Below are 23,551 nucleotides of genomic sequence, written 5' to 3' on the forward strand. Positions count from 1 at the left end.
TGCTCCTGCTCAGAAAGTGGTCAGACGGTGAAAGCTTGCCGGGTCGAGGCTGGCGCCGCCCACCAGGGCACCGTCGATGTCGGTTTCGGCCATGAGCCCTTCGATGGTATCGGCGTTGACGCTGCCTCCGTAGAGAATGCGCAGTGCGTCGGCCGCCTCCTGGCTGTACAGGTCGGCGATGATGCCTCGGATGGCCGCGCAGACCTCATTGGCGTCGGCGCTGCTGGCGGTTTTGCCGGTGCCGATGGCCCAGATGGGTTCGTAGGCGATGACCACGCCGGTGACGTCGGCCTCGGCAATACCTAAAAGGCCGTTGACGACCTGGGCCTTGATGACGTCTGCGGTGCGGCCTTCTTCGCGTTCTTCCAGGCTTTCGCCGCAGCAGAGGATGGGGGTGATTCCGGCCTTGAGGGCGCAGTTGGTCTTTTTGTTGACCGAGGCGTCGGTCTCTGCGAAAAGCTGGCGACGCTCGGAGTGGCCGAGGATGACGTAGGACGCGCCTGTGTCGTTGATCATGGCCGCGGAGATTTCACCGGTGAAGGCCCCTTGGGCTTCGTAATGCATGTTCTGGGCGCCGACGGCAACGCCGGTTCCGGTAAGGGCGTCGGCCAGGGGGTAAAGCAGGGGGGCAGGGGCGCAAAGCAGGGTGTCGACCCCTTCTCTTACAGGGTTTTCCCCCAGGTAACGGGCAAAGGCCATGGCCTCGTCCAGGGTTTTGTTCATTTTCCAGTTGCCGGCAATTAAGGGGGTTCTCATGACACTCCTTTCAGGGGTGGTTCGGGTCTGGCAGGTGTGGCGCCCGGCGATGCCTGCGCCGCGATGTTTGCAAGGGGCAGGGGGCTGCTATAAATGCACTGCACCGGGTAAGAGGGGAAGGTGCGTTGCACGGGCGCCACGGATTCAGCGGTCCCGGTGGTTGACGCCCCGGATCGACCGGCCATGTCAAGCAGTCTTTCCGGGGCGACAACCAGGGATAGGCAAGGCGTTTGTTACTTGAACGCCATGGAGGCTTTGACGGCTTTCTGCCAGCCTGCGTAGAGGCTGTCGCGGGTGTCGTCGTCCATGGCAACTTCAAAGGTTTTGTCCTTGTTCCACTGGGAAGCGATCTCAGCGCGGTTCTTCCAGAAACCGACGGCGAGGCCGGCCAGGTAGGCGGCGCCGAGGGCGGTGGTTTCCACGATGACGGGACGCTCTACATCGGCACCCAGGATGTCGCTCTGGAACTGGAGGAGGAAGTCGTTGCCCGTTGCGCCGCCGTCCACACGGAGGGTCTTGATGGAGATGCCGGAGTCGGCTTCCATGGCGGAGAGGACGTCTTTGGTCTGGTAAGCCAGGGACTCCAGGGTGGCACGAACAAAGTGCTCTTTGGAGGTGCCGCGAGTGAGGCCGAAGACGCAGCCGCGAACGTCGCTGTCCCAGTAGGGGGTGCCCAGGCCAACGAAGGCGGGGACCACGTAAACACCGTCGGTGGATTTCACACGGTCGGCGTACGCCTGGCTGTCCTTGGCGTCGGCGAACATGCGCAGGCCGTCACGGAGCCACTGGATGGCGGAACCGGCAACAAAGACGCTGCCTTCAAGGGCGTACTCTACCTTGCCATTTACACCCCAGGCGATGGTGGTGAGCAGGCCGTTTTCGGATTTAACCGCTTTTTCGCCGGTGTTCATCAGCATGAAGCAGCCGGTGCCGTAAGTGTTCTTGGCCATCCCTTCTTCGTAGCAGGCCTGGCCGAAGAGGGCTGCCTGCTGGTCGCCTGCGATACCGGCGATGGGAATTTCGTAGCCAAAGAAGGCGTTGGGGGCGGTGGTGCCGTAAACGTCGGAAGAGGGGCGAACCTCGGGGAGCATGGACGCGGGAACGGTGAGGGCTTCCAGGAGCTCTTCGTCCCAGGCAAGGTCGTAGATGTTGTACATCAAGGTACGGGAAGCGTTGGAGTAATCGGTGACGTGGGCCTTGCCGCCGGTGAGCTTCCAGGTGATCCAGGTGTCGATGGTACCGAAGAGGAGGTCCCCTTTTTCGGCTTTGGCGCGGGCGCCTTCCACGTTGTCCAGGATCCACTTGACCTTGGTACCGGAGAAGTAGGCGTCGATGAGCAGGCCGGTCTTGTCGCGAACGGTGTCGTTCAGGCCTTTGGCCTTGAGCTCATCGCAGATGCCTGCGGTCTGACGGGACTGCCAGACGATGGCGTTGTAGATGGGGTTGCCGGTGTTTTTGTCCCATACCACGGTGGTTTCACGCTGGTTGGTGATACCGATGGCTGCGATGTCGTCGCCGGAGACGTCTTTGTTGGCAAGGAGTTCGGCCAGGACAGACTGGACGGAAGACCAGATCTCCAGGGCGTCATGCTCTACCCAGCCGGGCTGGGGGAAGATCTGGGTGAACTCTTTCTGGGTTACCAGCTGGATTTCGCCTGCTTTGTCGAAGAGGATGGCACGTGAGCTTGTGGTTCCCTGGTCGATGGAGATGATGTATTTTTTTTCCATGATTGACTCCTCAGTATGGGTTGTGCGCGGAGGGCCCCCGAGGAACCCCCTGCGGACCGGACAGCCGCAGGGTGGTTTCGGTTAGACGGAGGAACCGTCCGCTGTGTTCATTTGCTCTTTTGTTCGGTGTGCAGCAGGGGCCGGAATCGGCCTCCTGATCTTCCTACATGACGATGGCCTTGTAAAGCAGGGCACCGGCAACGCCGCCGATGATGGGCCCGACAACGGGGATCCAGGCGTAGCCCCAGTCGGAGTCACGCTTGCCTGCGATGGGCATGAAGAAGTGGGTAAGGCGGGGACCCAGGTCCCTGGCGGGGTTGATGGCGTAACCTGTGGTACCACCGAAGGAGAGGCCGATGGCGGCAATGAAGAAGCCGACGATGAGGGGATTCAGGCCTTCGGAGAATTTGTTGGCGCCGATGCCCAGCAGGCCGAAGACGAGGATGGCGGTGCCGAGGATCTCGCTGAAGAGGTTGGCCATGGGGTTGCTGATGGCGGGACCGGTGGCGAAAACACCCAGTTTGGCGTCTTTGTCTTCGGTTTCAGCCCAGTGGGGGTAGTAGTGCAGGTAGACCAGGGTAGCGCCGATGAAGGCCCCGATCATCTGGCCGGCGATGTACATGGGAACATCAGCCCAGGGGAAGAGGCCGATGGTGGCAAGGCCGATGGTAACGGCCGGGTTAACATGGGCACCGGAGTATTTCCCCACGAGGTAAACGGCGAAGGCTACGGCAAAACCCCACCCAAGGGTGATTACGATCCACCCGGAGTCCTGAGCTTTGGATTTGTTCAGTACAACGCCTCCAACAACGCCGCATCCGAACAGGGTCAAGATCAATGTTCCAATCAGCTCTCCCAGAAAACTAGACATACTCTTTCCTCCAAATCATCTCTTTAAGAACGTCAAGAATTTCGCCCGCCTCCATTGCCGGGCATATCGGTTTCCCGTCAAACGTAGCGTTGCGCGAGAAACACTGTTTGTTTGATGTATATTCGAAACCGAAATAAATCAAGTTAAAAATATTCGAATGTGAAAATTTTATCGTTGATGTTTGGTGACTTATAAGGGAACTGGTATGCAATGGGCGATTTTGAGGCGGGATTTGGCGCGGCGTAAAAAAGGGTTTGTCTTTGGCATTTATTGAGAAAAACGGATGACAAGAGGGTAACCCGTGTTCAGGTTCGGTCTCAGGGGAGGAACATTTTCATTGTGAAAATTTTCGTTCGGTTTGATGTTCGATAGTGAACATTTGAACGAAAAATTTAAAATCGCGAACAGAAAGGGGGAAACAGGGGTGAGGCAGGGTGTTCGGGGGAGAAGGGGACGCTGCCAAAAGGGGCCCGGCAGGGAACCGATCCGCTTTCAGCGAACGTGGAAAAGGGCGGGCGTGCAGCTGGCGGACGGGTGTTGCAGCTCGGCTGCACGCTCCTTGGTGGGGGCCGGACACATCCGCACCGATGTGTGCCTTTCCCCTGAAAATGGCCGTTGAGCGCCCGGAAAACGCCTTGCGCCAGGCATTTTCCGGCCGTCTCGGGCATGGGGCAGCTACCCCTGTACAGGGGGCCTGCATCCCGAAAAAAGGGTGGCAGCGGCCCGGCAAGGGGCGGCCACGGAACCCTGCAGGTGGTGAGGAGAACCTGCTGGGTGAGCCGTGGAGCGCCGCCCCTGCCGCAGGAGGCTGCTCTCGGGGCGTGAACAATAAGGTGCGCCGTGCAGTCGTCCGGGAAGATGCTGTCCCACCGGGGCTTGCTGTTCCGGTGGGACGGCATGCAACGGCCGCAACGGGATGCTCCTGTTGTTATCCACGTCCCGTTACTGTCGGTTACTTGACGAAGGCCGGTCGGGAAAGACGGGCGGCAGCGCCCAGCTCTTCGGCGATGCGCATGAGCTGGTTGTACTTGGCCACGCGGTCGCTCCTGGAGAGAGAGCCGGTCTTGATCTGGCCCCCGGAGATGCCCACGGCAAGATCGGAGATAAAGGTGTCCGAGGTCTCACCGGAACGGTGGGAGATGACCGTGGAGTACCCGGCCGCACGGGCCATTTCAATGGCGCGCAGGGTTTCGGTGACCGTGCCGATCTGGTTGAGCTTGATGAGGATGGAGTTGGCAACCCCAAGCTCGATGCCCTTGGCGAGGATGGCGGGGTTGGTGACGAACAGGTCGTCGCCCACGATCTGGATCTTCTCGCCCATGCGCTGGGTCATGAGAGCCCAACCGTCCCAGTCTCCTTCGGCCAGGCCGTCTTCGATGGAGACGATGGGGTAGGTGGCCACGAGGCGTTCGTAGTAGGCAACCATCTCCTCGGAGGTGAGGGCCTTGCCTTCGGCCTCCAGTACGTATTTTCCGTCTTTGTAGAATTCACTGGCTGCGGCGTCCAGGGCCAGGACCACGTCCTTGCCGGGGACATATCCGGCAGACTCAACGGCAGCGATGATCAGGGCCAGGGCCTCTTCGTTGGAGCCCAGGTTGGGGGCAAAACCCCCTTCGTCGCCCACACCCGTGGTGAGCCCCTTCTCCTTGAGCAGGGACTTGAGGTGGTGGAACACCTCGGCGCCCATGCGGATCGCTTCGGCTGCGGTACCCGCGCCTGCAGGGATGATCATGAACTCCTGGATGTCCAGGCTGTTGGTGGCGTGGGAGCCGCCGTTGACGATATTCATCATGGGCAGGGGCAGCTCACAGGCCGCCATGCCGCCCAGGTAGCGGTAGAGGGGAAGGCTGTAGGCATCGGCTGCTGCGCGGGCCGCGGCCATGGAGACGCCGAGCAGGGCGTTGGCACCCAGCTTGGATTTGTTTTCCGTGCCGTCCAGCTCGATGAGGGCCTCGTCCAGGGCCACCTGGTCTGACGCGTCCAGGCCGATGACGGCCGGGGCGATGATGGCGTTGACGTTTTCAACGGCGGTGAGAACGCCTTTGCCGAGGTAGCGCTTGGGGTCCTTGTCCCGGAGCTCCAGAGCTTCGCGGGTACCGGTGGAGGCACCGGAAGGAACGGCAGCGCGGCCGGTGGCGCCGCAGTGAAGGGTGATGTCCACCTCAACGGTGGGGTTTCCTCGTGAATCCAGGATTTCGCGTGCAACCACGTTGGTGATCTGAGTCATGTCATACCTTCTTTATCTTATATTAAGCGGCGACGGGAGATGCCGGGGAGCCCATGAGCAGGCACCCCCGGCTCCCACCACCAGATGTTTCCATTACGATAGACGATACCGCGAAAAGCGGTTTACGCCACCTTTACCTTCACCATGTTGGTGGTGCCGGGGACCCAGGTGGGGTATCCGGCGGTGATGACGATGGTGTCGCCCTTGTCCACGAGGCCGGTCTCTAAGGCTTCGCTGGCTCCCTGCTCGATCATCTCGTCCATGCCCTCGGCGCTGTCCACCAGGCTGGGGTGGCTCGGCCCGAGAGGCAGAGCCTTCGCATGGCGGCCTCGTCCGGGGAGAGGGCGATGATGGGGGAGTCCGGGCGGAACCGGGAGATCTGACGGGCGGTGAACCCGGAGGTGGTGGGGGCCACAATGGCCCTGGTGCTGAGTTTTTCGGCCAGGACGCAGGCTGCGTAGGAGACCGAATCGGAGACGCGCTCTTTGCAGACGCTCTTCATGAACTGCTTGTGGGGGTAGGTCTCTTCGGCCTTGGCGGCGATGCGGCTCATGTAGCGGACGGTCTCCACCGGGAAGTTGCCGTTGGCGGTCTCTTCCGAGAGCATGACGGCGTCGGCCCCGTCCAGAACAGCGTTGGCCACGTCGGTGGCTTCGGCGCGGGTGGGGCGTGGGGAGTCCACCATGGAGCGGAGCATCTGGGTGGCGATGATGACGGGCTTGCCCGCTGCCACGGATTTTTCCACGAGCATCTTCTGAACGCCCGGGACATCCTCCAAGGGAATCTCCACGCCCAGGTCGCCCCTGGCCACCATGATGCCGCCGGTGGCCTTCATGATCTCGTCGATGTTGGCGATGGCTTCGTGTTTTTCGATCTTGGCGATGACCGGGGTGGCTTTGCCCGCTGCTGCGATGAGCTCTTTGATCTCGTTGATGTCGTCCACGGTCTTTACAAAGGAGAGGGCCACAAAATCGACGTCGTTTTCAAGGCCGAAGGCCAGGTCCTCTTTGTCCTTTTCGGTGAGGGCCGGAATTTTCAGGACGCTGGTGGGCAGGTTGATGCCCTTGTTGGAGGTGAGAAGGCCTCCGATGACCACGGTGCAGACAATGTCCTGTCCCTTGACTTCTTTGACGGTGAGCTCCATGAGGCCGTCGGCCAGGAGGATCACGTCGTCGGCCTTTACCTCTTCGGGCAGGTCCTTGTAGGAGACCGAGACGCGGTTGCCGCCTCCCATGATCTCCTCTGAGGTGAGGATCAGCTCGGCACCGGGGACCAGCTCGATGCCGGGCTCCTCGATTTTACCGGTGCGCATCTTGGGGCCGCAGAGGTCCTGGAGGATGGCCACGGGTTTGCCCATCTCCCGGGACAGCTCGCGGATGGTACGGATCTTTTTGATGTGCTCGTCGTGGCTCCCGTGGGAGAAGTTGAGCCGCGCCACGTTCATGCCGCTTTCAATGAGGTTACGAAGCACGTCCGGGGACTCGCTGGTGGGGCCGATGGTGCAGACAATCTTGGTCCTGCGCATGTTCTCTCCTTGAGCTTGCAAAGGGTCTCTCCCGGTTGATGAGATGGCCGGCCCCGCCTTTCAGGGGTCATGGAAACCTGCGGCGGGCGGGGACGGCCATTTCAGGGAGGCTGTGTTCATATTGTGTCTTGGTTACCCGGTTTGTGTTACGGGCGTCCAAGGGCAGTGTTACGGGATGGTCAGGCAGGCCGGAAAGTCGCGTCGGCCTGCCTCTGGGCCCCTTATCTGGGCATGTAGTTTTCTGCCAGTTTCCCGTAGGCTTCCACCTGCTCGTCGATCCACGCCTGATCTTTGCCCAGCTCTTTTGCCATGATGGCGGCTACCCTGGGGGCGGCGGAGACGCTGGCTGCAGCGTTGAGCAGCAGGGAGCGGGTACGGCGTGACAGCACGTCGGCCACGTTGCAGGCCCACTCGTTGCGAACGGCCCAGACCACTTCCAGGCCGGTGTAGGGCAGGGCGGGGTGCAGGGGCTCGGCCAGCTCGGGGTTCTCCTGGGCCAGCTCTTTGACCTCACCTTCGTAGCTGCCGTAGACGTGGAAAGGATCGCTGAGGTCGGCGTTCACGCACCAGCCGTGGAGTTTCAGGTCCCGGGTCTGGGAGTCGCGGTGGGGCAGGCCGCCGATCTGGGCGGCGCGGTCGATGGTGTCTTCGCCCATCTTGCGGTAGGTGGTCCATTTGCCCCCGGCGATGGTGACCAGGCCGTTGGGGGAGATGGTGAGGTGGTGGTCCCGGGAGAGGGAAGAGGTCTTGCCGTCGGAGTCGTCCCCGGAGATGAGGGGGCGGATACCGGTGAAGACGCTCAGGACATCCCCTTTGGAGGGAACCCTGGAGAGGTAGCGGCCGGCATGGCTGAGGAGGAAATCGATCTCCTCGTCCAGGGGGACAGGCTCCATGACCGGGTCCTTGATGGGGGTGTCGGTGGTGCCCACGATAACGTGGTCGTGCCAGGGTACCATGAAGATGACGCGCCCGTCGTCGGTGTGGGGGACCATGACGGCGGTGTCCCCGGGGGCAAAGGACTTGTCGAGGATCAGGTGCACGCCCTGGCTGGGGGCGATGAGTTTTTTGGTGTTCTCGTTGTCCATGGCGCGGATGTTGTCCACGAAGATGCCGGCTGCGTTGACCACGGACTTGGCCTTCAGGGTGTACTCGGTGCCGGTGAGGCGGTCACGGGCGGTGACCCCTTCCACCACGCCGCCTTTCTTCTTCAGCAGCCCGGTGACTTCCATGTGGTTGATGGGGAACTGACCGAGGCTCTCCATGGTGCGGGCCAGGGTGATGGCAAGGCGCGCGTCGTCGAACTGGCCGTCGTGGTAAACCACGCCCCCTTTGAGGCCGTCGGTCTTGAGGGTGGGGATGCGTGTGAGGGTCTCTTCCCTGGAGAGGAGCTTGGAGGGACCGAAGCCCAGCTTGCCGGCGAGCATGTCGTAGAGTTTCAGGCCGATGCCGTAGAAGGGGCGCTCCACCACCCGGTGCATGGGCGCCGATAAAGGCCTGGTTGTAAACAAGGTGGGGGGCGTTTTTCAGCATGATGCCGCGCTCTTTCAGGGCATCCATGACCAGGGCGATGTTGCCCTGCTGCAGGTAGCGCACCCCGCCGTGGACCAGCTTGGTGCTGCGGCTGGAGGTGGCTTCCGCAAAGTCGCCCTGCTCCAGCACCAGGGTGCTGTAGCCTCGGGAGGCTGCGTCCACGCCGGAACCTAAGCCCGTGGCTCCCCCGCCGATGATGATAACGTCCCAGACCCGTGAGGGGTCTTCCAGTTGCCGAATCATTTGTTCACGTTTCATGACATACTCCTGGTGTGTCCATGCTCCGAACCCTCGCCTGTCCCTTCGGTTTTCTCAGGCGTATGGCTGCACGCGGGTTTTCACCGTGGGAAGACGGCGAGGGTGCGTTGCATGAACGTTCACGGGGCTTGGCCCGCGGATAACGGATTTTGTGTTTCATCCTTTTTCAAGCCATCTGACAGGGTGAAACGCAGTGATTATGTGTCTGTGCCGTGCTTTTTTTTCAGCGTGTCGGTGTTCCCAGGGCTTCCACCCCGGGCAGTTTCTTGCCTTCCAAAAACTCCAGGGAGGCGCCGCCCCCGGTGGAGACGTGGGAGACCTTGTCGGCCAGGCCTGCCTTTTCGATGGCGGCTGCGGAGTCCCCGCCGCCCACGATGGTGGTGCCGCCGTTTGCCGTGGCCGTGACCAGGGCCTCTGCCACGGCAAAGGTGCCCTTGGCCGATGCCTCGATTTCAAAGACCCCCATGGGGCCGTTCCAGACCACGGTCTTGGATGCTGCGATGGCCTCTGCAAAGGCAGCCACGGATGTGGGGCCGATGTCCACGGCCATCTGACCTGCTGCGATGGCGTCTTCCGCCACAAAGTCAGCGGAGCCGATGGTCCGGTTATCAAAATCCAGGCGATCGGTGACGAGGTAGTCGGAGGGGAGGAGGATCTTTCCCTTGCCCAGCTCCAGGAGCTCTTTGGCCAGGGGGAGTTTTTCCTCTTCGCACAGGGAGTTGCCGATCTCGCGGCCCATGGCCTTGAGGAAGGTGCAGGCCATGCCGCCGCCGATGATCAGGGTGTCCACCTTGGGGAGCAGGGCCTTGATGACATCGATTTTTCCGGAGATTTTGGCCCCGCCGATGATGGCGGTGAAGGGGCGCTTGGGCTCTGCCAGGGCGCTGCCCAGGAAATCGAGCTCCTTTTTAATAAGGTAGCCGCAGGCGCAGGTGTCCATGTGCCGGGTGATGCCCTCGGTGGAGGCGTGGGCGCGGTGGGCGGTGCCGAAGGCGTCGTTGACGTAGAGATCGGCCAGTTTGGCCAGTTCGGCTGCAAAGGCGTCGTCGTTGTCGGTCTCGGCCTTGTGGAATCGCAGGTTTTCAAGGAGAAGTACGTCGCCGTCCGCAAGGGCGTTTACCGCCTCCCGGGCTTTGGGGCCGATGCACTCTTCGGCAAAGGCCACGGGCTTTTCAAGGAGTTCGGAGAGCCGTTTTGCTACCGGGGCAAGGCTCATGGCTTCCACTCTCTGGCCCTTGGGGCGACCCAGGTGGCTCATGAGAACCACTTTGGCGCCGCTGTCCGCAAGGCGGGTGATGGTGGGCAGGGCTGCCCGAAGCCTCTTGTCGTTTTCAACGGCGCCGCCTTTGACGGGCACGTTGAAGTCCACCCGTACGATCACCGTTTTTCCCTTGCAGTCGATCTCTTCAATAAAAAGCTTGTTCATCGTCGGTTCCTCATCCATCGTCACGGTTGTGTTCGTTGCCTCCGCGGCATGGTGGCGACACAGGGGGCAAATATGTGGCGCCTTCGGGCTTTCGGGGCCTTTCCATGGGTTGTTTGTTTTGGTCGGAAAGGGCCCCGGCAGCCCGCGGCGCATGGGGCCGGCCGATGTATCCGAAGGGGCGCCTCAGCCCATGGGCCAGGCTGCGGCGCGTCGGATAATGGCCGGAAACCAGTCCCTACTCAGCGATGTGCTTGAGCAGGTCCAGGACCTTGCAGGAGTAGCCCCATTCGTTGTCGTACCAGGCGATGAGCTTGACGAAGGTGTCGCTCAAGGCGATGCCGGCTTCGGCGTCGAAGACGGAGGTGCAGGACTCGCCCACGAAGTCGGTGGAGACCACGGCGTCTTCGGTGTAACCGAGGATGCCCTTGAGTTCGCCTTCGGCGGCCTCTTTGAGGGCTTTTTTGATCTCATCGTAGGTGGCGGGCTTTTCCAGGCTGCAGGTGAGGTCCACAACGGAGACGTCCGGGGTGGGGACGCGGAAGGACATGCCGGTAAGCTTTCCGTTCAGGTCGGGGATGACCTTGCCAACGGCCTTGGCTGCGCCGGTGGAGCTGGGGATGATGTTCTGGCCAGCGCCGCGGCCGCCGCGCCAGTCTTTGCGGGAGGGGCCGTCCACGGTCATCTGGGTGGCGGTGGTGGCGTGGACCGTGGTCATGAGGCCTTCCTTGATGCCGAATGCCTTGTGAACGACGTGGGCCATGGGGGCCAGGCAGTTGGTGGTGCAGGAGGCGTTGGAGACGATGGTCTGGCCCGCGTAATCGGTGTGGTTGACGCCCATGACGAACATGGGGGTGGCGTCCTTGGAGGGGGCGGAGAGAACCACTTTCTTTGCTCCTGCCTTTAAGTGGGCGGAGGCTTTCTCTTCGGTGAGGAACAGGCCGGTGGCCTCTACCACGTAGTCGGCGCCCACGTCGGACCAGGCAAGGTCGGCGGGGTTGCGCTCCGAGGTGACCCGGATGGTGTTGCCGTTGACCACCAGGTTGCCGTCTGCAACCTCAACGGTGCCGTCGAAGCGGCCGTGGGTAGAGTCGTATTTGAGCATGTAGGCGATGTAGTCCACATCGATCAGGTCGTTGATGGCAACGACTTCCATGTCGTTGCGGTTTACTGCTGCCCTGAAGACCAGTCGGCCGATACGTCCGAATCCGTTGATGCCTATCTTGATCATGTTGCCCTCCTGAAGCGGTTTGTTTGGTTTGACGGTTCCGTTCCAGAGCGGTGGCCCGTGTTCGGAACCTGTTTCTGCGGTGGGTTTCAGTCGTTGCACGGTGCTGATGCATGTTCAGTTTCGAACAACGTCGTCAACGCACTTAATCAATAGGCTATGCATGCCGCAAAAAGCAAGTAAAATTTTCACTATCGAACATAAAAAGTTCAGGTGCGAAGATTTTTGAGGGGTTTTTTGGGGGGGTGGGATTCTAAAGTGAACATTTTTGGGCCGAGGTGACGTGGGGGCGGGCGGCCCATGCCGCAACCGGGGCTTAAGGGACTTTGTTTTCTGGGACTTCCGAGGTTACGCCTCCGTGTGCTCGCCGTGGCCCATGGCGTCCCGAACCGCATGGGCCAGCTGATTTCGGGCCAGGGGTTTCAGGAGGTAGCTGCGAATTCCTATTTTTTTGGCCAGGGGTTCGTCGATCTGGTCGCTGTAGCCCGTTAAAAGGATGATGGGGATGTCCGGTCGGATGGCCAGAAGCTTTTCGGAGAGCTGAGCGCCGTTTAAGTTGGGCATGTTCATGTCGGTGATGACCAGGTGGTAATCGTCCGGGGCGTTCTGGAAGAGGCCCAGGGCCTCATCTCCTGCCTGGCTTTTTGTGACGCGGTAGCCCAGGCTCTTCAGGGACGAGACCGTGGCGGAGAGGATGGCCTCTTCGTCATCCACCAGGAGGATGTGCTCTCCCCCCGTGGGCAGGGCGGCCTCGTCCGGGGCGTCGGCGTCCGGGGGATCTGCGTCCACCGTGGGCAGGTAGATGGCAAAGCGGGTACCCTGGCCCACCACGCTCTCCACTTCGATGGTCCCTTTAAGGGCCTTGACGATGCCGTGGACCACGGAGAGCCCCATGCCGGTGCCTTCCCCGGGTTCTTTGGTGGTGAAGAAGGGGTCGAAGATGCGTTGCCGGGTTTCAGGGGCCAGGCCACAGCCCTGGTCGTCAATGGTGAAGCATTGGTATTCCCCAGGCTTCAGGTCCGGGTGGCGGCCCATGACCTCTGCGGAGAGGGGCTCCTGGGTGAGGGCGATGGCAATGCGCCGCCCCTGGTGCTTCATGGCGTGGGCCGCGTTGGCGCCTAGGTTCATCACCATCTGGTGGATCTGGGTGGGGTCGGCCATCACCGGTTTTTCGGGCTCCTCGCCCAGGGAGATGTCGATGGTGATGGTGCTGGGGATGGTGGCCCGGAGCAGTTTCACCGCATCGCCGATGACGGGCCGCAGGAACACCGGGGTCAGGGTCTGGTCCGCCTGTCGGCTGAAGTTGAGGATCTGTTTGACCAGGTCCCGGGCCCGCCTGGCCGCCTTGAGGATCTCTTCCACGTACTGGTGTTCGAGGCTCCCTTTCCTGACCTCGTCTTCGAGGAGTTCGGAGAACCCCAGGATGGCTGCCAGGATGTTGTTGAAGTCGTGGGCGATGCCCCCTGCCAGGGTGCCGATGGCCTGGAGCTTCTGGGACTGGCGCAGCTCGCCTTCAAGGGTCCGCCGGGACTCTTCGGCAAGTTTCTGTTCGGTGACGTCCTGGACGGTGCCGAAGGCGGAAAGGGGCGTTCCCTCTTCACTGCGTGCGAGCAGTCCCTTGCCCACCACCCACCGGGCCGTGCCGTCGGGGAGGGTGATGCGTTCTTCAAAGACCGTGCGCCCTTCATTGAGAATGGCGCCCAGGATCCGGTCGATGATTTCGAAGTGCTCGGGGGAGACGATTTTTTTAAGGCCCTCCCGGCTGATGGGCTCGCCTGCGGGTTCCAGGCCGAAGATCCGATAGAACTCCTGGGACCAGGTGGCCAGGCCGGTCTCCAGATTGACCTCCCAGTGGCCGAGGTGGGCGATGCGCTGGGCCTCTTCGAGGCGCGCCTCGCTCTCCATGAGGCGTTCTTCAGCCTTGATGCGCTGGGTGATGTCGATGCCCACCCCCATGACCCCCACCACCTGGCCCGTGAGGTCCTTGAGCTGGGAGGTGACGCATCGCAGGCAGCGCACGTCGTCTGCGCATCGGAAGTAGAGCTCCATGTCGTTTTGCATGCCGTAGAGCAGGCTTTTCCTGGCCATGATCCCGCAGAGGCCGTCTTCATCCTTCATCACTTCGTCCACCCGGTAATCCCCCACGAGACCTTCGGCTTCCACCTCGGTGAGCTCTTCGGCCAGGGTGGCGGCCGCCCGGTTGATGTAGGTCATCTTCAGCTCCGTGTCCGCGGTCCACAGGACGATGGGGATGCCCCGTTTGATGGACTGGCCCTCGCCGATGACCCCGGAGAGCATGTGCCGCAGGCTTGCGGCCATCTGGCCCACCTCGTCTTCGGAGTGGTAGGTGATCTGGCGGTGGAGGTCCCCTTTGGCGATGGCGTCGGAGACCTCCACGATCTCCTGGACCGGTGAGGCCACGGAACGGGTCACCAGCCAGGTGAAGTAGAGGCCGGCGGTGAAGGCCAGGCCCAGGGCCCAGTACATGAGGATAAAGGCCTGGCGCCTTACCTTTCGGGTGTGGTTGAAGAAGATCTGTGCTTCGTACTGGGTGGATTCGTTGAGCAGGGCCATGCTCTGGGTAATGAGTTCCATGTGGGCGGCACCCCGGCCCTTGGCGATTTCTGCCGCCCGCCAGGGCTCGCCGTCCTTGACAAGCATGATGATCTCGTCGCGGATGGGCAGCCACTCCTTGTAAAGGGCCAGGGCGTGGTCCACCATGGCGTGTTCCCCGAGGTAGAGGCGCTTGATGGCCTTAAAGTCCCTTTCGATCTCTTCTTCCAGGGCCTGCATGGTGAGGACGGCTATCTGGAGTTCCTGGGGAATGCGGGAGAGGGCCACGTCCTTCATGGCGTTGTGAAGCCTTATAATGTTGGAGTCCACCCGTTGGACCGTGTTGCTGACCTGAAAGGGGTGGCGGTACATCTTCCGGGTGAGGTCGGAGAGCTGCCCCATCTGGTGCAGGGCAACGGAGCCCAGGCTGATCATCAGGATCAGGATGGTGCCGAAGCCGATGCCTAAGCGATGCTGCGTAGTTTCTTTCAGGTCTTTGAACATAGGGTGCCTTGGGAAACGTGCCGGGGGCCTGGATTGTGGCGATATGCAGGGCCGGACACGGCCCGGTGCCTCGGGGGAGGCGGTGTATCAGACCATAGGCGAAAGAAACGGGGTGAACGGGTGATCTGGCTGCGTGTTGCGGGGGGCAGATCACGTCACACGGGGGCGTGTGATTTTCCTATTCTACCACAGGGGACGGACGGGTTACAAATTTTCAATGCATATCAAGGGGTTTTCCAAAGGGGCGATCCTGGGGTCAATGGGACTCTTCAGGGGAAGGGGCGGCGCCTTCTGCCTTGGCCTCGTCTTTTTCCTCATCCCGGGGCTCTGTGGCCTGGTGGAGCACCCGCTGGGGAAAGGGGATCTCGATGTGTTCTTTTCGAAAGGCGTCGTCAATGGCAAAGAGCAGTTCGCTTCGAACGGTCATGCGGTAGTCGATGTCCCGTATATGGCAGCGCAGCTCAAAGTCCAGGGAGCTGTCGCCGAAGCCCTTGAACAGCACCCTGGGCTTGGGCACCAGGCGGCCGTTGGTGAGGACCATGGGGTGCTCCTCGGCGATCTGCATCATGAGGTCGTGGACTTTTCGGGTGTCGGTGCCGTAGGCCACGCCAACCTGGACCATGACACGGCCGAAGGGGTCCCCCAGCATCCAGTTGGTCACCTGGTTGGCGATGAGGTCTGAGTTGGGCACCAGCACGTCGGCCCGGTCAAAGGTCTGGATGTGGGTGAACCGGATGCTGACCCGCTTGACATACCCTTCGGTCTCCCCCACCACCACCCAGTCCCCGGGGCGGACGGGGCGTTCAAAAAGGAGGATGAGGCCGGAGACGAAGTTGTTGACGATGTTCTGAAGGCCGAAGCCGATACCCACGGAGAGGGCCCCTGCGATGATGGCCAGGTTTTTGAACTCCAGCCCGGCGATGGACAGGGAGTAGAAGAGGGCAAAGCCGGTGAGCACGTATCCGGTGAGGGTGACGATGGACTGTTTTTCGCCCTTGTCGAAGTTGGTATGGGTGAGCCACTTTTCCCCCATCTGGTGCTTGAGCCACCGGGAGATGTTGAGGATCAGGAAGAAGAGGAACACGGCCATGATGATCCTCACCGGAACGATGACGATGTTGCCCACGCGGAACCCTTCAAGGAAGAAGGTCCCCAGGGTGGTGGCCTGGATGGCGGTCTGGCCCCAGATTTTCAGGACAAGCAGGCCGAAGGCCAGGATGACCACGATGGTGAGGCTGCGGGTGACGAGCAAGAGCCCCTTCACCTGTTCTTCCGGCCCGTATCCCAGGGTGTGGCGCATCTTAAGGGCCCCGGGCTTGGCGGGGATCTCCGTGAGGATGTCCTGGACCTTGTGGATCCCCAGGACAATGGCCCAGGCCACCAGCCCGCCGGTGAGGGTGCCCAGGACCCCCACGGTGGCAAAGGTTGCCAGGTGGCGGTACCCCAGCCAGTCTGCCACGGGCCCGAAGGCGAGGCAGAAGGTGAGGGGGATGCGGATGCTCCTGAGCAGGGAGAGACGGGGGTGGCGGGAGAGGGCCCAGAGGACCCGGACCGAAGCACCCAGGAGCAGGAGCATGAGGACGCTTCGGACCACAGCGGCCAGGGGGCCGGGAACGCGGCTTTCGATGTCTGCAATGACGATGGCTTCGATGAGCAGGACCAGGGTGATGAAGACCCGCAGGGAAAACGAGGCGGGGACGCCCAGGGTCTCTTTGCTGAAGTACCGCTCCACAAGAGGGCTGACGGCCAGGGCGATGGCCAGGGCACCCACCGGGGCTGCCAGGGTGATGATGCCTCCGGCGTAAAACCCTGAGGCCGTGGAGGTGAGCAGGGCAATGGCGGGCAGCCGCCGGGTGAACATAAGGGCTGCCTTATGGCGTTTCAGCTCCGGGTCTTCTGCGGACCAGCTCTTGATCCGGCGGTCCAGGGTGAGGATCAGGGGGAGCAGCAGGAGCAGGGGGAAGAAACCGGCCAGCAGCATGAGGTTGGTGTCGGGGTGGGCGGTGGCCCTGAACTCGTAGAGCGTCCGGGGGGAGGCAATGAGGGCGGGCAGGGCCACGATGGACTTCCAGACGGGCTGTTGCCTGTCCAGCAGGGCGCTGGTGAAATTTTTCTGGCGCCAGGTGATGATCTGCTTCTGCAATTCCCGGGCGCTTAGGTTGAGGAGCCTGCAGATGGCCAGCCGCTGCTCCAGGTTCTTGCGGTCGGTCTCAAGGGTGCTTCGTCGCCTGGCCAGCTCCGAGTCATCGGAGGCGTCGGGGTCCCCCAGCACTGCCGTCTTTTTTTCCACCTGGGAGAGCTCTTTTTCCGTTGTCTCCACACAGGAGGAGGCGTTGTCCATCAGGGTCTGAAGGGTTTCCAGGCGCTTGTTGATAACCTCCGGGTCGGGGGGATCGATGGTCCAGCCCCCCACCTCCACACGGATGGCGTTGAGGCGGATTTCATCGACCATGTACCACGCCTTGTCTTCAGCCGCGCAAAGGGTGGCGGTCATGAGGAGCAGCAGAAGGGCGGAGAGTGTGATGGCAAATCGTTTCATGGCAACCTTGGGGTGGGGAATGTGAAACCGGATGAAAAAGCGATGGATCAATGGCTTACTTTATCAGCCCGGGGCCGGGTAGGCAATGGGGCGACGTGATCGATACAGGGTCAACGCATTTAAACATTCAGTGGCCTCCGGCGGGTCGCTTTTTGAAAAAAGCTTCCGTCTTCGCCTTCGGCTACGCCGTGACAAGCCGCAAAAACGTTCCGGTAAATAAAAATGAAGAAGAGGGGGCTATGCCTTGTGGGGGCGTATTCTCAAAAAACAAAACCTGTTTGTCAAACGTTTGGCCCCCGGCAGGGCCGCCGGAGGCAGTGCGGTTAAATCGGCAATGGGCAAATAGCGACAACGTACCCTGTGACTTCGAAGCTTGTGAGCCAGACCGCACAAATCATTAGCGTTTATGTCGGGCGTAGCCCGATCCGAAGGCCATTGCGCTTTGCCCTGAGGAACGAAGGGCAAAGCGCAATGGCAATCATCTTTCGAGGTGTTTTCGCTATTGTGGCTTTGCCACCCTCGCCGCCGGAGGCTTGCTTTTGCTCCCGACTTTAATCATAGAAGGCAACGACGTATCGGATGGTTGCTGTCGATCACCCATTGATGCGTGCAAACAGGATTTCCCGAATTTTCGCAAGGGCGGCCTCAATGCCCGGGGCGTCCTTTTTGCCCGCGGCGGTGAAGAGGGCCTGGAAGGCTTTTTTGTCGGATGCGGAGAGATGGCGGGAGGCGCCGCCGTCTGCAAGGGCTGCCTCTTCCACGGCCAGGGCCGCCTCATCCCGTTTCCCGTGGGCCCGGGAGGTGATGAGGGTGAAGTAGAGGAGGATCCGGTCCAGCAGGACAAAAGGCATCTGGAGGTTCCGGCAGGGCCCCAGGGTGAGCTCCTGGCCGCCCAGTGGAATGCCGGAGACCTTGGCCCGTGCCATGCGCCTTTCGCCCAGAAAAGCGGAGGCTGCGCCGCCAACGGAGCCCAGGACCGTAAAGAGACCGAGGCTGTGGCCTGCGGCGGCCAGATCGATGACGGCTCCTGCCGCCCCTCCGCAGGTGGCTGCGGCCGTGGCCAGCTGTGTGCGGGTGAGGCCCAGGAGTTTGAAGGTGCGTTTGTCAAAGAGGTCCTGGCGAAGGACGGACCCTTCGGGCATGGTCACATCAAAGAGACTGTGGCGGAAGGTGCGGCGGATCTGTTCCCGGGTCCGGGCCTCTTTTTTCCGGAGGTCTTCCTGGAAGCGGAGCGCCAGTTTGTGTTCGGCATCCTCCTTTGATTCCTTCTGGCCAAGGGAGGCAGACACCGTGTGGGTGAGGGCAAACCGGAACAGTTCGGCCATGGCATCGACGCTTCGCCTGAGCCGGTGGCCCCACTCTTCGTTCAGGGCCGTCACCACATGGGTAAGGGCGACTTGATTCTGGTCCACGGTCATGAGGGCCGCCAGCAGTCTCAGCCGGTCTTTGACGGCTGCGGTGTGGGCGTTCAACACCCGGACGGCGTTGAAGGTTTTCGCCGGGTTGCCGCCAGGCAGCCAGGTGTTTTTCGTTTGCCCCCTTTGCAGTCGATCACCGCCATGCGGGCAGGCCCGTGAGGCGAAGGACTCCCATTTCCGCCAGGTCATTCTGGCGCACGGGCCGGGAGCCGTCCGCCACGCACGATCCCATCCTTCGCCACGGGGGCCAGGAGCTCGCATTCGTCGGCAAAGGTTTTATCGCGTTGGTGTTCGGCAAGGAAGGCCTCAAGGATACGCTCCGGTTTCCCTGTATAGGCACGGAACCAGGCCAGGGTCTTTTTCGGTGCCTGAAAGCCCGGGGTGTCCACAAAGCGAATGAGGGGCTTTTCGTTCAGGGTCACTGTGTAGGTGCGGCTGGACGTGGTTTCGCCGGGGAAGGGGCTTACCCGGACGGTGTCGTCCTCGGTGAGGGTGGAGACCAGGGTCGATTTCCCTTCGTTGGGATGGCCGAGGATGGCAAATTCTGGGATGGTCGTGTTGGTCATGGTTGCCTTATATCATGGGGCCGATGGCTTTATCAAACCAGGGCAGCGTATTGCCTTTTGGCCGTGGTGGTTATGCCGTGGGTTCCGGTCCATTGCCCTTTGACCCGGGCTCGATTACCTCCACCCTCAAGCCCGGCAGGGCAAGGGCTGCAATCACCTTGCGCCAGATATGCACATGGCTCTCTTCAGGCGGTGCCAGGGCTTGTTCGGCCACCTCACCGATGAGAAGGATCGTCAGGGGGGCGGTGCACGATCGGGAAAGCTCTTCAACCCAGTCCAGGGTCTCCCGGATGGGTGCCTGCCACGCTTCTTGGATCAGGTAGAGGCGACCGTGGTGGTCCGGCAACCGGGCGGGTTCTTCCATGGAGACGGGGATGATCTCAGGGGAGGCCAAAAGGCCGGACAGGTGATGTTCGAGGTCCGGGATCATGCCTTCCAGCTCTTCGGGTACAAGAACCCCGGGGCCTGGAGCCTCGGGGGCGGGCGCTTGGGTGGTGTCGGAGGGCGTCGCTGTTTTGCGCCGTGTCAGTTCGGCTTCGGCCTCTTCGGCCCGATGGGATTCGGTCACTTTGGTGGTCAGAGAGGGGGCGCACAGGGCCTCCAGCAGGACCCGGACTTGGGGTGCGGCCAGAAGTTCCCGGTTCGCCGCCCGCTTAAGGCCCCTTTGGGAGACGAGGAGAAGGCAGAGGCGGGGCAGGAGTCCATACATCACAAGGCCCATGGCGAGGAAGGGCCACCAGGAGGTGAGGTGGGCTCCGGAGAGATTTTTGATGCCTTCCTTTAAAAGAACGCGGCTTCCGGCCACGGCATCGAGGGTCGGGACGCCCACACCGTCGGGAAAGCACCAGGACCAGGGCAGGGCAACCCATTGGGCCAGGCCATGGACCACCTGGGGGGCTGCACCTTCGCCTAGGGTGGTTTGCCATCCGAAGGCTGTATCAAAAAAGAGGATGCGTGTGACAAAGGCGGTGAGAGCCCCGACGGCAAAGGCCAGGGCAAAGAGCTGGACCCGGGAGAATATCAGGTAGAAGAGAGTGCGCCCGAAGGCCCGGGAGTCTGCCTGCAGTCGCCTCCACAGCCCCTGGGTTTCTGTTCGTCGCTCTGCGGGGAGTCGCTTCATTGCCTTTTCCATGGCCCGGGAGAAGAGGTGGCTTGTCATGACGCCAAAGGGGCTGAGGCTTTCGGGGGCCTTGATCTTCATGAGCAGGGGCAGGGCACTTCCGGCGGCGAGGAGGGCCTGGATGAGGATGAACAATACAAAGAAGACCAGCACGTTGACCGGGGCTGCACCTGAGTAGGCAAGAAATGAAAACACCCCGCCGTAGCCTGTGATCGCCCCGATACCGACCAGGCCAGCCGAGAGAAGGGCGGAGGCCGTGACAAAGAGATCACCGGGACGCTTTGTTTCCTTTGCGGCTTCTCTGCGTGCAGAGAGCCAGCGTGCCAGGCGGGCCCGGTCGTCGTCACAGGCCTGGCTTTCGACCAGGCGTCGGTTTGATTCGTCCACTTCGGCGTGGCCCGAGATTTCGGCTCTCTCTTCGTCTACAGAAAGGAAGTGCAGGGTGTCCAGAAGGTCGCGGATGTGAAACGGTTTTTCCATGCCTTGAGATGTACCCCAGCAACACAAAAATGGCAAGCTATCCATCTGGGGACAGGTTCTTTATGCTGGACTCGACCAATGCAATCGTGGCATGATTGGCTCGAACCTATCTTGCTTGATTCATATGGAAATTTTTTGTGCAGTTCAACTTTCAATGTGACACCGCAATAGCCCTGTGAGGAGGTTGCCATGCCACGTGTTCCCCGTATGGTTGTGACCGACCCCGGTCAGAAAGCCGCATACCATGTGATCAGCCGAACCGCACTGGACGGGCTTCCGTTCGGTGATGTTGAGAAAGACGAACTGGTGCGGATTATCAAAAGGCTTTCCAGTATCTATTGTGTGGAGGTTTTTGGCTATGCCGTCATGGGAAATCACTTTCACTTGCTTGTGGAGGTGCTTCCCGGCGCCATGGTCTCCGATGAAGAGGTCCGGAGGCGCTACCAGCTTCTCTACAGAGAGGGCACAGCGTTTCCCGAGGGGTGTCTGGATGAGTACAGAGAACGCTTCTGCAACCTTTCAGCCTATGTCAAAGATATCAAGCAGAGCTTTTCCTGCTTTTACAATAAGCGGAAAAAACGTCGGGGAACCCTCTGGGGTGAGCGGTTCAAAAGCGTACTGGTCCAACAGGGAGATACCCTGGTCCATTGCCTTGCATATATCGATCTCAACGCAGTTCGTGCAGGCATTGTGTCGCGCCCGGAAGATTACCGATGGTGCTCCATTGGTTACCACATCCAGACGGGAAACACAGACGGGTTTCTTTCGTCGGATTTTGGAATGCCGGACGAACCGACAGCCGATGGGACCAGCCAGATTCGGGTATACCGGGAATACCTCTACCATGTGGGTGCCATTGAGAAGAGCGGAGCCGCAAAGATATCGAAGGTCATTTTGGATGCCGAAGTCGCCAAAGGATTTGAAGTAAACGTGGTGAAACATTTTCGGTACAGGACCCGTTACTTTACCGATTCTGGAGTCATCGGTTCCCGGGCCTTTGTTCAAGCGTGTCATGAAATTTTTAAAGAGCGGTTTCATACAACGCGGGAGAAGATTCCAAAACGAGTCAGAGGTATCAAGGGAATGTACTCATTGAAACGGCTGGCTGAGCGTTGAGATGGTGAGGCGTTTTTCTGACTTTTGCCTGTGCTTTCTTTTGATCTGCATACCGTTGCAACGGATAGCTTTCGAAAAAATCGAATATGAACCTGTCCCCTTACAACGCTGCTGCCAGGAGCTCCCGGGTGTAGGGCTGTGTCGGGGTCTCAAAAATCTCCCGGGTGTTCCCGGCCTCCACCACGCGGCCCTGCTTCATAACCAACACCCGGTCGCAAAGGGCGCGGATGATACGCAGGTCGTGGGAGATGAAGAGGTAGGCGATGTTTCGGGTTTTCTGGAGAGTCTTCAAAAGGGTGGTGACCTGAAATTGGATGGACCTGTCAAGGGCCGAGGTGGGTTCGTCCAGGATGATGAGCTCCGGGTTCAGGACCAGGGCCCTGGCGATGGCGATGCGTTGCCTTTCGCCGCCTGAAAATTCGTGGGGATAGCGGTCCAGAATAGATGGGGACAGTCCCACCTCGGAGATGGCCTCTTTAATAATCCGTGGGTGGGTGTCACGATTTTTGGGGTCGTGGTGGCTGAGGCCCTCGGCAACGATCTCCCGGACGCTCATGCGGGGGGAGAGGCTGGCAAAGGGGTCTTGGAACACGACTTGGATCTTTTGCCTGACGCGGTTGAGGTCGGCATGGGGTAGGGTATCCAGACGGGACCCCAGAAACTCGATACGCCCCCGGCACCGAATCAGGCGCAACAGGGCCAAGGCCAGTGTGGATTTGCCGGAGCCACTTTCCCCCACGATGCCCAGGCTCTCTCCGGCCTTTATGTCGAGGGAGACCCCGTCCACGGCGCGGGTGACACGTCGTTTCTGGAAAAAGAACCTGTCCCCTTTATTATGGAAATGAACCTTGATGTCGTGGCTTCGGGTTCACATACTCCATGTTGCGGGGCTCTGATGGCGTCGCATGGGCCGTCACAAGCTGGCGGGTGTAGGGATGTCGGGGCGCTTTGAAGAGCTCGTCGGGGGTTCCCGTCTCGACGAATTCGCCGTCTCGCATTACGCAGACCCGGTCGGCCACGTGCCGGACCACCCCAAGGTCGTGGGTGATGAGCAGGATGCCCATGTTGCGTGTTTCCTTGAGCCTGGACAACAGGGCCAGCACCCTGGCCTGTACCGTGACGTCCAGGGCCGTGGTGGGCTCGTCGGCGATGAGAAGGCCCGGATTCGAGGCAATGGCCATGGCGATCATGACACGCTGCCTCTGCCCCCCCGACAGCTGGTGGGGGTGATGGCCGAGGCGCTCTTCGGCTTGATCGATGCCCACGGCATGGAGCAGCCCCAGGGCTTGCTGTCTGGCCTCCTTTCGTTCAATCCGCGTGTGGCACAGGATCCCTTCGATGATCTGTTTTTCAACGGTGTGTAGAGGGTTCAAGGCGGTCATGGGCTCCTGAAAAATCATCCCGGCACTTTTGCCCCGCACCCTTCGCATCTCCTTATCGGATAGCTCCAGGATATGTTGGTCTTCAAGGGTTATCTCGCCCCGAATGCGGGTCCCGGATTCAGGCAGCAGCCGCAAGGCCGATTGGGCTGCCACGGATTTACCCGCCCCGCTCTCGCCCACGATGGCAACGATTTCCCCCCGGTTGACGGCAAAGGAGATTCCTTTGACCACCTCTTTTTCCATGCCGTTTTCAGAAAAGGATATATGCAGGTCTTCAACGTTTAACACTGGGGATAGGGTCAATGATCTCTCCTGAATTTTATTTGCC

At 60.9% G+C, this 23,551-nt stretch carries 15 protein-coding genes and 2 pseudogenes; 1 reads left to right on the plus strand and 16 read right to left on the minus strand.

Annotated elements, in window-relative coordinates:
- Window positions 1-9 precede the first annotated feature (9 nt).
- The 14 genes and pseudogenes from tpiA to ACOYW2_RS06200 all read right to left on the minus strand — a co-directional run bounded on the left by tpiA (window position 10) and on the right by ACOYW2_RS06200 (window position 20,725).
- A complete protein-coding gene (gene tpiA / locus ACOYW2_RS06135; protein WP_482769777.1) occupies window positions 10-756 on the minus strand; it encodes a triose-phosphate isomerase in 747 nt (248 codons plus the stop codon).
- Between the two features lie 233 nt (window positions 757-989).
- Complete coding sequence (glpK, locus tag ACOYW2_RS06140; protein ID WP_482769778.1) at window positions 990-2,483, minus strand: glycerol kinase GlpK; 1,494 nt, start codon at window positions 2,481-2,483, stop codon at window positions 990-992.
- A 163-nt stretch (window positions 2,484-2,646) separates the two neighbouring features.
- Window positions 2,647-3,354, minus strand: coding sequence for an MIP/aquaporin family protein (locus ACOYW2_RS06145; RefSeq protein ID WP_482417011.1), 708 nt, complete (start codon window positions 3,352-3,354; stop codon window positions 2,647-2,649).
- 952 nt (window positions 3,355-4,306) lie between these two features.
- Entirely contained in the window at window positions 4,307-5,581 is a 1,275-nt protein-coding gene (gene eno, locus ACOYW2_RS06150; protein WP_482417010.1) for a phosphopyruvate hydratase, read from the minus strand.
- A 122-nt stretch (window positions 5,582-5,703) separates the two neighbouring features.
- Window positions 5,704-7,106 (minus strand): annotated as a pseudogene (gene pyk, locus ACOYW2_RS06155) (pyruvate kinase).
- Between the two features lie 221 nt (window positions 7,107-7,327).
- Complete coding sequence (locus ACOYW2_RS06160) at window positions 7,328-8,584, minus strand: glycerol-3-phosphate dehydrogenase/oxidase (protein WP_482769779.1); 1,257 nt, start codon at window positions 8,582-8,584, stop codon at window positions 7,328-7,330.
- Between the two features lie 22 nt (window positions 8,585-8,606).
- Window positions 8,607-8,894: pseudogene (locus ACOYW2_RS06165) on the minus strand (FAD-dependent oxidoreductase); the annotation flags it as partial.
- Between the two features lie 223 nt (window positions 8,895-9,117).
- Window positions 9,118-10,320, minus strand: a complete 1,203-nt coding sequence (locus ACOYW2_RS06170) for a phosphoglycerate kinase (RefSeq protein WP_482769780.1) — start codon at window positions 10,318-10,320, stop codon at window positions 9,118-9,120.
- Window positions 10,321-10,555: 235 nt separating this feature from the next.
- Window positions 10,556-11,548, minus strand: coding sequence for a type I glyceraldehyde-3-phosphate dehydrogenase (gene gap / locus ACOYW2_RS06175; RefSeq protein ID WP_180144117.1), 993 nt, complete (start codon window positions 11,546-11,548; stop codon window positions 10,556-10,558).
- 345 nt (window positions 11,549-11,893) lie between these two features.
- A complete protein-coding gene (locus ACOYW2_RS06180) occupies window positions 11,894-14,602 on the minus strand; it encodes a response regulator (RefSeq protein WP_482769781.1) in 2,709 nt (902 codons plus the stop codon).
- Window positions 14,603-14,858: 256 nt separating this feature from the next.
- Window positions 14,859-17,141 (minus strand): mechanosensitive ion channel domain-containing protein, encoded by a 2,283-nt coding sequence (locus ACOYW2_RS06185; protein WP_482769782.1) that lies wholly within the window; start codon window positions 17,139-17,141, stop codon window positions 14,859-14,861.
- A gap of 593 nt (window positions 17,142-17,734) precedes the next feature.
- Window positions 17,735-18,748 (minus strand): DUF3482 domain-containing protein, encoded by a 1,014-nt coding sequence (locus tag ACOYW2_RS06190; protein WP_482769783.1) that lies wholly within the window; start codon window positions 18,746-18,748, stop codon window positions 17,735-17,737.
- Window positions 18,745-19,125, minus strand: coding sequence for a GTPase (locus ACOYW2_RS06195; RefSeq protein WP_482769784.1), 381 nt, complete (start codon window positions 19,123-19,125; stop codon window positions 18,745-18,747). Before ACOYW2_RS06195 ends, ACOYW2_RS06190 begins: the two co-directional genes overlap by 4 nt.
- Window positions 19,126-19,195: 70 nt before the next feature.
- Window positions 19,196-20,725, minus strand: a complete 1,530-nt coding sequence (locus tag ACOYW2_RS06200; protein ID WP_482769785.1) for a DUF2868 domain-containing protein — start codon at window positions 20,723-20,725, stop codon at window positions 19,196-19,198.
- Window positions 20,726-20,914: 189 nt separating this feature from the next.
- On the opposite strand from ACOYW2_RS06200, the gene ACOYW2_RS06205 reads away from it, so the two are divergent.
- Window positions 20,915-21,841: a transposase gene (locus tag ACOYW2_RS06205; RefSeq protein ID WP_482769786.1), complete on the plus strand. Its 927-nt coding sequence runs from the start codon at window positions 20,915-20,917 to the stop codon at window positions 21,839-21,841.
- Between the two features lie 100 nt (window positions 21,842-21,941).
- Here the strand turns inward: ACOYW2_RS06205 and ACOYW2_RS06210 are convergent, their stop codons facing one another.
- Together ACOYW2_RS06210 and ACOYW2_RS06215 are read right to left on the minus strand one after the other, a co-directional pair.
- Window positions 21,942-22,628, minus strand: a complete 687-nt coding sequence (locus tag ACOYW2_RS06210; protein ID WP_482769787.1) for an ATP-binding cassette domain-containing protein — start codon at window positions 22,626-22,628, stop codon at window positions 21,942-21,944.
- 46 nt (window positions 22,629-22,674) lie between these two features.
- Entirely contained in the window at window positions 22,675-23,526 is an 852-nt protein-coding gene (locus ACOYW2_RS06215) for an ATP-binding cassette domain-containing protein (RefSeq protein WP_482769788.1), read from the minus strand.
- Between the last annotated feature and the right edge of the window lie 25 nt (window positions 23,527-23,551).

Source organism: Desulfoluna sp. CLI2B, assembly GCF_056847375.1.

Excerpts from the sequence above, each read along its gene's own strand:
- tpiA (WP_482769777.1), bottom strand. The coding sequence starts at position 756 with ATGAGAACCCCCTTAATTGCCGGCAACTGGAAAATGAACAAAACCCTG.
- glpK (WP_482769778.1), bottom strand. The coding sequence starts at position 2,483 with ATGGAAAAAAAATACATCATCTCCATCGACCAGGGAACCACAAGCTCA.
- ACOYW2_RS06145 (WP_482417011.1), bottom strand. The coding sequence starts at position 3,354 with ATGTCTAGTTTTCTGGGAGAGCTGATTGGAACATTGATCTTGACCCTG.
- eno (WP_482417010.1), bottom strand. The coding sequence starts at position 5,581 with ATGACTCAGATCACCAACGTGGTTGCACGCGAAATCCTGGATTCACGA.
- ACOYW2_RS06160 (WP_482769779.1), bottom strand. The coding sequence starts at position 8,584 with ATGCACCGGGTGGTGGAGCGCCCCTTCTACGGCATCGGCCTGAAACTC.
- ACOYW2_RS06170 (WP_482769780.1), bottom strand. The coding sequence starts at position 10,320 with ATGAACAAGCTTTTTATTGAAGAGATCGACTGCAAGGGAAAAACGGTG.
- gap (WP_180144117.1), bottom strand. The coding sequence starts at position 11,548 with ATGATCAAGATAGGCATCAACGGATTCGGACGTATCGGCCGACTGGTC.
- ACOYW2_RS06180 (WP_482769781.1), bottom strand. The coding sequence starts at position 14,602 with ATGTTCAAAGACCTGAAAGAAACTACGCAGCATCGCTTAGGCATCGGC.
- ACOYW2_RS06185 (WP_482769782.1), bottom strand. The coding sequence starts at position 17,141 with ATGAAACGATTTGCCATCACACTCTCCGCCCTTCTGCTGCTCCTCATG.
- ACOYW2_RS06190 (WP_482769783.1), bottom strand. The coding sequence starts at position 18,748 with ATGACCTGGCGGAAATGGGAGTCCTTCGCCTCACGGGCCTGCCCGCAT.
- ACOYW2_RS06195 (WP_482769784.1), bottom strand. The coding sequence starts at position 19,125 with ATGACCAACACGACCATCCCAGAATTTGCCATCCTCGGCCATCCCAAC.
- ACOYW2_RS06200 (WP_482769785.1), bottom strand. The coding sequence starts at position 20,725 with ATGGAAAAACCGTTTCACATCCGCGACCTTCTGGACACCCTGCACTTC.
- ACOYW2_RS06205 (WP_482769786.1), top strand. The coding sequence starts at position 20,915 with ATGCCACGTGTTCCCCGTATGGTTGTGACCGACCCCGGTCAGAAAGCC.